This is a genomic window from Caulobacter ginsengisoli, from assembly GCF_030814835.1.
Classification (GTDB): Bacteria; Pseudomonadota; Alphaproteobacteria; order Caulobacterales; family Caulobacteraceae; genus Caulobacter; species Caulobacter ginsengisoli.
Map to the genome: position 1 here is coordinate 81,534 of NZ_JAUSVS010000013.1, position 8,206 is coordinate 89,739.

An 8,206-nucleotide genomic window follows, 5' to 3' on the forward strand; every position below is an offset into this window, starting at 1 on the left:
TCGGGGACGGCGTGCGTTGCTAGGTCATGCCTTTGCCGTTATCAGACATGACAACGGGCCGGCCGGTGTCGGGGCCGGCAGTCTCTATTTTCTGGACCGATCATGCGTCGCACCCTCGCCTTTGCCACCGCCGCTATCCTGGCCCTTACGGTGCTGCCCACCGCCTCGGTCATGGCCCAGGGCCGTCCCAGCGACGACGACAAGCAGCGCCAGGAAGCGGCCCGAAAGAAGAAGCGCGACCAGGAGTGGAACCAGCCGGCCGCGCCGCTGCCCGCCCTGCGCAACGCCGGGCCCTGCCCGTATGTGAAGGTGCTCTACGACGCCGGCCGCTACATGCAGTTCAAGGACAACAAGGAAGCGGCCGCCAACGTCGAATACACCGGCGAGATCGAAGGCATTTCCTCGGGCTGCGCCTACAAGGACAACGAGCCGATCAAGATGCAGATCGACCTGCTGTTCGGCCTGGGCCGCGGTCCGCAGGGGACCGACAACAAGAAGGTCTACCGCTATTGGGTCGCCGTCACCCAGCGCAACAAGGAAGTCCTGGCCAAGGAATATTTCGACCTGCCGGTCAGCTTCCCGGCCGGCGCCGACCGCACCCTGGTGCGTGAGAGCGTCAGCGGCATCGTCATCCCGCGCGCCAATCTGGACACCAGCGGCGCCAATTTCGAGATCCTGATCGGCTTCGACGTGACCCCGGAAATGGCCGCCTTCAACCGCGACGGCAAGCGCTTCCGCGTCAACGCCGGCGCGCCCAAGCCCGCGGGAGCCGCCGGCGGACAATGAGCGATCTGAAACGCTCGCTCAGCGAAGCGGTCGCCGCCGCCTTCGCGGAGCTGGGGATTCCTGAAGAATACGGCCGCGTCACCGCCTCCGACCGACCCGACCTCGCCGACTTCCAGTGCAACGGGGCCCTCGCCGCGGCCAAGGTCGTGCGCAAGCCACCGCGCGAGATCGCCGCGGGCGTGGTCGAGAAGCTGTCGGGCCGGCCGGAACTGGCCTCGGTCGAGATCGCCGGCCTGGGCTTCATCAACCTGCGGGTCAGCCCCGCCACCCTGTCGGCCCGGGCCAACGAGATCGCCGCCGACGAACGCGCCGGGGCCAGCCTGTTCGAATCCCCTCGCCGGGTGATGGTCGATTATGGCGGCCCCAACGTCGCCAAGCCGATGCATGTGGGCCACCTGCGCGCCTCGATCATCGGCGAATCGGTCAAGCGCCTCTACCGCTTCCGCGGCGACGAGGTGCTGGGCGACGCCCATTTCGGCGACTGGGGCTTCCAGATGGGCCTGCTCATCGTGGCGGTCACCGACGAGGACGCCTTCGTCCGCAACCTGATGGAGCGGCTGGCCCAGGGCTCGGGCGCCTATTCGCCCACGGACGAGCGCCGGGTGCTGGACGAACTGGCCGGCCGGGTCGACCTGGCCATGCTGGATCGGCTCTATCCGGAAGCGGCCGCCAAGGCCAAGGCCGACGAAGCCTTCCGCGACCGCGCCCGCAAGGCCACGGCCGAGCTGCAGGCCGGCCGCTACGGCTACCGCCTGCTGTGGAAGCATTTCGTCGAGGTCAGCCGGGTCGCCCTGCAGCGCGAGTTCCATGCCCTGGGGGTCGATTTCGATCTCTGGAAGGGCGAGAGCGACGTCGACGCCCTGATCGAGCCTATGGTCCGTGAGCTGGATGAAAAGCGCCTGCTGGTCGACGACCAGGGCGCCCGGATCATCCGCATCGCCCGCGAGAGCGACAAGCGCGAGTTGCCGCCGCTGCTGGTCATCTCCTCGGAGGGATCGGCGATGTACGGCACCACGGACCTGGCCACCATCCTCGACCGCCGCCGCAGCTTCGATCCCGAGCTGGTCCTCTACGCCGTCGACCAGCGTCAGGCCGACCATTTCGAGCAGGTGTTCCGCGCCGCCTATCTGGCCGGCTACGCCAAGGAAGGCGAGCTGGAGCACATCGGCTTCGGCACCATGAACGGCCCCGACGGCAAGCCCTTCAAGACCCGCGAGGGCGGCGTCCTGAAGCTGCATGACCTGATCGAGATGGCCCGGGCCAAGGCCCGCGAACGCCTGCGCGAGGCGGGCCTGGGCGCCGAGCTCGACCCGGCCGAGTTCGAGGACATCGCCCACAAGGTCGCCGTCTCGGCCCTGAAGTTCTCCGACCTGTCGAACTTCCGCGGCACCAGCTACGTCTTCGACCTCGACCGCTTCACCAGCTTCGAGGGCAAGACCGGGCCGTACCTGCTCTACCAGGCGGTGCGGATCAAATCGGTGCTGCGCCGGGTGGAGGCCGAGGGCCACGAGCCAGGTCGGATCAAGATTATCGAGCCGGCCGAGCGGGAACTAGTGCTGCTGCTCGACGCCTTCGAGACGGCGCTATCGGAAGCCTACGACAAGAAGGCTCCTAACTTCATCGCCGACCACGCCTTCAAGCTGGCCCAGGCTTTCTCGCGTTTCTGGGCCGCTTGTCCGATCCTCCAGGCCGAAGACGAAACCATCCGGGCCTCACGCATCCGCCTGGCGACGACGACGCTGCGGCAGATGGAGCTGGCCCTGGACCTGCTGGGCATCGAGACGCCGGAGCGGATGTAAACTCCCCGTGTCCCCAGCGAAAGCTGGGGCCCATGAGGGCGGAGATGCTGGCCAGCGCTGTGCAGGTTAAGCCTCACCCATGGGTCCCAGCTTTCGCTGGGAAGGCGGAACTTGAACTGACGGCGGTTCCAACACGGCCGCCCGTTGACTTAAGCCCGCGCCTCCGACAGTTTCCGCCTCGCTCTCGCGGGAGACACCGGGCCTCCAAGGCTCGGGGCCGAAGGCGCAACCGCCCCGGAAACGCTCAGGCAAACGGACCGCGCGAGCCGATACACGCTGGAAAGCGCCGCATCCGTGGCGCGCCGAAGGAGCAAGGGCCCGGATTCGGGTCTGAAATCTCTCAGGCCCAAGGGACAGCGGGGGCGAATCGTCCGGTCATCGCCGGGCGAGCCGCATCGACCCCGGAGCCCGCCTTGTCCGACGCCGACCTCAGGAAGACCCCGCTCTATCAAGCGCACGTCGACGCCGGCGCCCGCATGGTGCCGTTCGCCGGCTATTCGATGCCCGTGCAATACCGCGACGGGGTGCTGAAGGAGCATCTGTGGACTCGCGAGAACGCCGGCCTGTTCGACGTCTCGCATATGGGCCAGGCCCGGCTGCGCGGCGTCGCGCCCCTGGCCGCCTTCGAGGAGGTCACCCCCGGCGACTTCCTGGGCCTCAAGCCCGGCAAGCAGCGTTACAGCCTGCTGCTCAACAAGAGCGGCGGCATCATCGACGACCTGATGGGTTCGCGGCCCGACGACGACGGCCTGTTCGTGGTGGTCAACGGCGCCTGCAAGGAAAACGACTTCAAGGTCATCGCCGACGAGCTGGCCCCCCAGATCACCATCCAGCGGCTCGAGGACCGCGCCCTGCTGGCCCTGCAGGGCCCCAAGGCCGCCGCCGTCCTGGCCGCCCACGTCCCGGCCGCCGCCGGCATGGTGTTCATGGACAGCCTCGCCACCACGGGTTTTGGGGTCGACATCTTCCTTTCGCGCTCGGGCTATACCGGCGAGGACGGCTATGAGATCTCGGTCCCGGCCGCGGTCGCCGCCGAGGTCTGGGCGACTCTGCTGGCCGACGAGCGGGTCAGGCCCATTGGCCTGGGCGCCCGCGACTCCCTGCGCCTGGAGGCCGGCCTGCCGCTCTACGGCCACGACCTCGACGAGACGGTCAGCCCGGTCGAGGGCAACCTCAACTTCGCCCTCTCCAAGAAGCGCCGCGACGCCGGCGACTTCCCCGGCGCCCGCCGCATCCTCAAGGAACTGGCCGAAGGTCCAAGCCGCGTCCGGGTCGGCCTGCTGGTGCTGGAAGGCGCCCCGGCCCGCGAGGGCGCGCAGATCGCCGACGGGACCGGCGCGGTGATCGGCAAGGTCACCAGCGGCGGCTTCTCGCCCTCGATGGGCAAGGCCATCGCCATGGGCTTCGTCCCACCGGCGCAGGCCGAGGTTGGCGCCCGCCTGAACGTCATCGTCCGGGGCAAGGCCCAGGCCTGCGAGGTCGTCGCCATGCCCTTCGTCCCCCACCGCTATGTCCGCAAGCTCTAGGAGAGGCCCCATGCGTTTCACCAAGGACCACGAATGGGTGTCGCTGGAAGGCGACATCGCCACGATCGGCATCACCGCCTATGCCGCCGAGCAGCTGGGCGATGTGGTGTTCGTCGAGACCCCCGAGGTCGGCAAGACCGTGACGGCGGGCGATGGCCTGGCGGTGGTCGAGAGCGTCAAGGCCGCTTCCGACGTCTACGCCCCGGTCTCCGGCGAGGTGGTCGAGTCCAACGACGCCCTGGGCGACGCCCCCGAGACGGTCAACGCGGCTCCGGAAGCCGGCGGCTGGTTCGCCAAGCTGAAGGTCAGCGACGTCAGCCAGGTCGAGGCCCTGATGGACCGCGCGGCTTACGAAGAATACCTGGGCACGCTCTAGGCCGGCATGAAGTTCCGCATCGCCTTCATCCCCAGCACCGCCACGCCCCGGGGCGAGGCGTTGGATGGCGCCATCTCCGAGATTCTGCTGGGTTTCGAATGGCGTCAGGATGACACCGGCGAGGCCATCCAGCTCGAGGACGGGGTCTGGGTGGAGGTCTTCCGCGAGAAGGAGGCGGCCTGGTTTCTGGTGCTCAATCCGGTGGAGCCCGGCCTGCCCCTGGCGGCCCTGGTCCGCAATCTCGCCGAGCGGACGGCCAGCCTGTTCTGCTTCGACATGCACGACACGATCTACGAGGCCTGGGAAGCCGACCAGCGCCTGCCGCCGCTGGCGGGGTCCAATGACCAGTTCGCCAAGGCCGAGTTCAACGACGTGCTGGAGCCGATCCTGAGCCAGGCCATGGCCGATTTCGCCGCCGCGACCGAGGCCGACATCCAGGCCCTGCGGCAGAGTTCGACCCTGGGCGTCTGCGCCTGCCTGCCCAGGCCATACGACGAACCGACGGACGAGCCTGAGACGGACGAACTCGAGACGGCCGAGCCTGGGACGGATGAGGACGAGCCGGTGGTCGACCCCTCCGAGGAGGCCGTCGATCCCGAAACCGCCGAGTGGCAGGCCGAACCGGAGCCCGTGACGAGCCCGTCCGCCAACCCCGCCATTGTCGAGGGCCCGCGTGGCCCCGGCTTGTTTCAGAAACTGTCCGACATGCTGTTCGGAAAGGCCATTTGATGCGCTACCTGCCGCTTACTCCCGAAGACCGCGCCGCCATGCTGGGCGATATCGGGGTCGTCTCGATCGACGATCTGTTCGTCGACGTGCCCGCCGCAGCCCGCCGCAGCGGGACGGTCGATCTGGCGCCGTTCGCCGGCGAGCTGGAGGTCGAGCGCGAGTTGTCCGGCCTGGCCGCCCGCAACCGGCCGGCCGGGGCAGGACCGTTCTTCTGTGGAGCCGGGGCCTATCGCCACCATGTGCCGGCCAGCGTCGACCACATCATCCAGCGCTCGGAGTTCCTGACCAGCTACACGCCCTACCAGCCCGAAATCGCCCAGGGCACGCTGCAGGTTCTTTTTGAGTTTCAAAGCCAGGTGGCCGCCCTGACCGGCATGGATGTGGCCAACGCCTCGATGTACGACGGCTCCACCGCCTGCGCCGAGGCGGTGATGATGGCCAGCCGGGTGACCCGGCGCTTCAAGGCGGTGCTGTCGGGTGGCGTTCACCCTCACTATGTCGGCGCGACCGAGACCCTGGCCCATACCGCCGGCGTGGCGACCGAGCGACTGGCGGCCGCCGTCGATGACGAGGCCGCCGTCATCGCCGCCCTGGGCCCCGACGTCGCCTGCGTGGTCGTCCAGACCCCCAACATCTTCGGCACGGTCACCGATGTCTCGAAGATCGCCGAGGCCGCGCATGCCGCCGGAGCGCTGCTGATCGTGGTCACCACCGAGGCCGTCTCGTTCGGCCTCTTGAAATCCCCCGGCGAGATGGGGGCCGACATCGCCGTGGCCGAGGGCCAGTCGATCGGCAACGCCCTGAACTTCGGCGGACCGTACGTCGGGCTCTTCGCCGCCCGCGAGAAGCTGGTGCGCCAGATGCCCGGCCGCCTCTGCGGCGAGACGGTGGACGCGCAGGGCCGGCGCGGTTTCGTGCTGACCCTGTCGACCCGCGAGCAGCATATCCGCCGCGACAAGGCGACCTCGAACATCTGCACCAACAGCGGCCTCTGCTCACTGGCCTTCTCGATCCACATGTCGCTGCTGGGCGAGGTCGGCCTGCGCCGGCTGGCGGCCCTGAACCACCAGCGCGCCCGCGAACTGCGGGACGCCCTGGCCGCCGTGCCGGGGGTCGAGATTCTCACCCCGCGCTTCTTCAACGAGTTCGCCATCAAGCTGCCCGTGGGCGCCGCCGACCTGGTCGAAAGCCTGGCCGGGGAGGGGATCATTGCCGGGGTGCCCTACAGCCGCCTGGACCCCAAGGCGGGTCTCGACAACGTCCTGTTGGTCTGCGCCACCGAGACCACGCCGCCGGAAGACATCGCCATCTTCGCCGCCGCCCTGCGCCGGGAGCTTGCCCAATGACCATGAACAGCGTGGGCCGCCCCACCCGCTCCGAAACCTTCGACCCCGCCGCCCCGGCTACCCTGACCGGCGCGCGTGGGCTGCTGCAGGACGAGGCGCTGATCTTCGAACTGGACGGCTGGCGGAAGACCGGCGTCGACCTGCCCGACGCCCCGCCGGCTGACGACCTGGCCGGTCTGACCCGCGACGCGCCGATCGGCCTGCCGGGCCTCTCCGAGCCCGAGACCATGCGCCACTATGTGCGGCTCTCTCAGAAGAACCACGCCATCGACCTGGCCCTCTATCCGCTGGGCTCGTGCACGATGAAGCACAACCCGCGCCTCAACGAGAAGATGGCGCGCCTGCCCGGTTTCGCCGACCTGCACCCGCTGCAGCCGCAGTCGACCACCCAGGGGGCCCTGGCCCTGATGGATCGCCTGGCCCACTGGCTGAAGACCCTGACCGGCATGCCCGCCGTCGCCCTCAGCCCCAAGGCCGGGGCGCATGGCGAGCTCTGCGGCCTGCTGGCTATCCGCGCCGCCCATGAGGCCAAGGGGGCGGCCCGCAAGACCGTGCTGGTCCCCACCTCCGCCCACGGCACCAACCCGGCTACCGCCGCCTTCGTCGGCTATGGCGTGGTCGAGATCGCCCAGACCGCGGACGGCCGGGTCGACCTGGCCGACCTGGAGGCCAAGCTCACCCCGGACGTGGCCGCCATCATGGTCACCAACCCCAACACCTGCGGCCTGTTCGAGCGCGACGTCATCGAGATCGCCCGCCTGGCCCATTCGGTCGGGGCCTATTTCTACTGCGACGGGGCCAACTTCAACGCCATCGTCGGGCGGGTGCGGCCGGGTGACCTCGGCGTCGACGCCATGCATATCAACCTGCACAAGACCTTCTCCACCCCGCACGGCGGCGGTGGCCCGGGGGCGGGGCCTGTGGTGTTGTCGGAGGCCCTGGCGCCCTACGCCCCGACCCCCTGGCTGGTGCATTCCGACGGCGGCTTCCACCTGCAGGAACAGCCGGAGGCCGAGGCGGCCCACGCCTTTGGCCGCATGTGCGCCTTCCACGGCCAGATGGGCATGTATGTCCGGGCCTACGCCTATATGCGCAGCCACGGCGCCGACGGCCTGCGGCAGGTGGCAGAGGATGCGGTGCTGAACGCCAACTACATCAAGGCCCGGCTCAGCGACGTGATGACCCCGGCCTTCCCGGACGGGCCCTGCATGCACGAGGCGCTGTTCGACGACGCCTGGCTGGAGGGCACCGGCGTCACCACCCTCGACTTCGCCAAGGCGATGATCGACGAGGGCTTCCACCCGATGACCATGTATTTCCCCCTGGTCGTCCATGGAGCCATGCTGATCGAGCCGACCGAGACGGAGTCCAAGCAGGAGCTGGACCGCTTCATCCACGCCGTCCGCCTGCTGGCCGCCGCCGCCAAGGCCGGCGACGTCGAACGCTTCAAGGCCGCCCCCACCCAGGCCCCGCTCAGCCGGCTGGATGAGACCCTGGCGGCCCGAAAGCCGCGGCTGCGGTGGACGTCGCCCGTCGCTCTTCCCCCTCTGGAGACCTTTGCATAAGGGCTCGAAGCTTGATTCTCTGGTGATGTAGCCAGGGAGCTGGGGATGCACCGTTCGAGCGGTCAGGGTGATCTGGGGC

The 8,206-nt window shown here is 68.9% G+C and carries 7 protein-coding genes and 1 riboswitch; all 7 genes read left to right on the forward strand.

Annotated elements, in window-relative coordinates:
* Positions 1-102 precede the first annotated feature (102 nt).
* The 7 genes from QO010_RS22430 to gcvPB all read left to right on the forward strand — a co-directional run bounded on the left by QO010_RS22430 (position 103) and on the right by gcvPB (position 8,127).
* The gene (locus tag QO010_RS22430; RefSeq protein WP_307352837.1) at positions 103-786 is read left to right on the forward strand and encodes a Tat pathway signal sequence domain protein; all 684 of its coding nucleotides are present in this window, start codon (positions 103-105) and stop codon (positions 784-786) included.
* Complete coding sequence (locus QO010_RS22435; protein WP_307352838.1) at positions 783-2,585, forward strand: arginine--tRNA ligase; 1,803 nt, start codon at positions 783-785, stop codon at positions 2,583-2,585. The genes QO010_RS22430 and QO010_RS22435 overlap by 4 nt, the downstream gene beginning before the upstream one ends.
* A 177-nt stretch (positions 2,586-2,762) precedes the next feature.
* Positions 2,763-2,855, forward strand: a riboswitch (glycine riboswitch).
* A 143-nt stretch (positions 2,856-2,998) separates the two neighbouring features.
* On the forward strand, positions 2,999-4,111 hold the full coding sequence (gene gcvT, locus QO010_RS22440; RefSeq protein WP_307352839.1) for a glycine cleavage system aminomethyltransferase GcvT: 1,113 nt from the start codon (positions 2,999-3,001) through the stop codon (positions 4,109-4,111).
* Positions 4,112-4,121: 10 nt separating this feature from the next.
* Entirely contained in the window at positions 4,122-4,487 is a 366-nt protein-coding gene (gene gcvH / locus QO010_RS22445; protein ID WP_307352840.1) for a glycine cleavage system protein GcvH, read from the forward strand.
* Positions 4,488-4,493: 6 nt separating this feature from the next.
* Positions 4,494-5,216 (forward strand): hypothetical protein, encoded by a 723-nt coding sequence (locus tag QO010_RS22450; protein ID WP_307352841.1) that lies wholly within the window; start codon positions 4,494-4,496, stop codon positions 5,214-5,216.
* The gene (gene gcvPA, locus QO010_RS22455) at positions 5,216-6,562 is read left to right on the forward strand and encodes an aminomethyl-transferring glycine dehydrogenase subunit GcvPA (protein WP_307352842.1); all 1,347 of its coding nucleotides are present in this window, start codon (positions 5,216-5,218) and stop codon (positions 6,560-6,562) included. Before QO010_RS22450 ends, gcvPA begins: the two co-directional genes overlap by 1 nt.
* On the forward strand, positions 6,559-8,127 hold the full coding sequence (gene gcvPB / locus QO010_RS22460) for an aminomethyl-transferring glycine dehydrogenase subunit GcvPB (RefSeq protein ID WP_307352843.1): 1,569 nt from the start codon (positions 6,559-6,561) through the stop codon (positions 8,125-8,127). Before gcvPA ends, gcvPB begins: the two co-directional genes overlap by 4 nt.
* Positions 8,128-8,206 lie beyond the last annotated feature (79 nt).

Coding starts and splice junctions, on each gene's coding strand:
- QO010_RS22430 (WP_307352837.1), top strand. CDS start 103: ATGCGTCGCACCCTCGCCTTTGCCACCGCCGCTATCCTGGCCCTTACG.
- QO010_RS22435 (WP_307352838.1), top strand. CDS start 783: ATGAGCGATCTGAAACGCTCGCTCAGCGAAGCGGTCGCCGCCGCCTTC.
- gcvH (WP_307352840.1), top strand. CDS start 4,122: ATGCGTTTCACCAAGGACCACGAATGGGTGTCGCTGGAAGGCGACATC.
- QO010_RS22450 (WP_307352841.1), top strand. CDS start 4,494: ATGAAGTTCCGCATCGCCTTCATCCCCAGCACCGCCACGCCCCGGGGC.
- gcvPA (WP_307352842.1), top strand. CDS start 5,216: ATGCGCTACCTGCCGCTTACTCCCGAAGACCGCGCCGCCATGCTGGGC.
- gcvPB (WP_307352843.1), top strand. CDS start 6,559: ATGACCATGAACAGCGTGGGCCGCCCCACCCGCTCCGAAACCTTCGAC.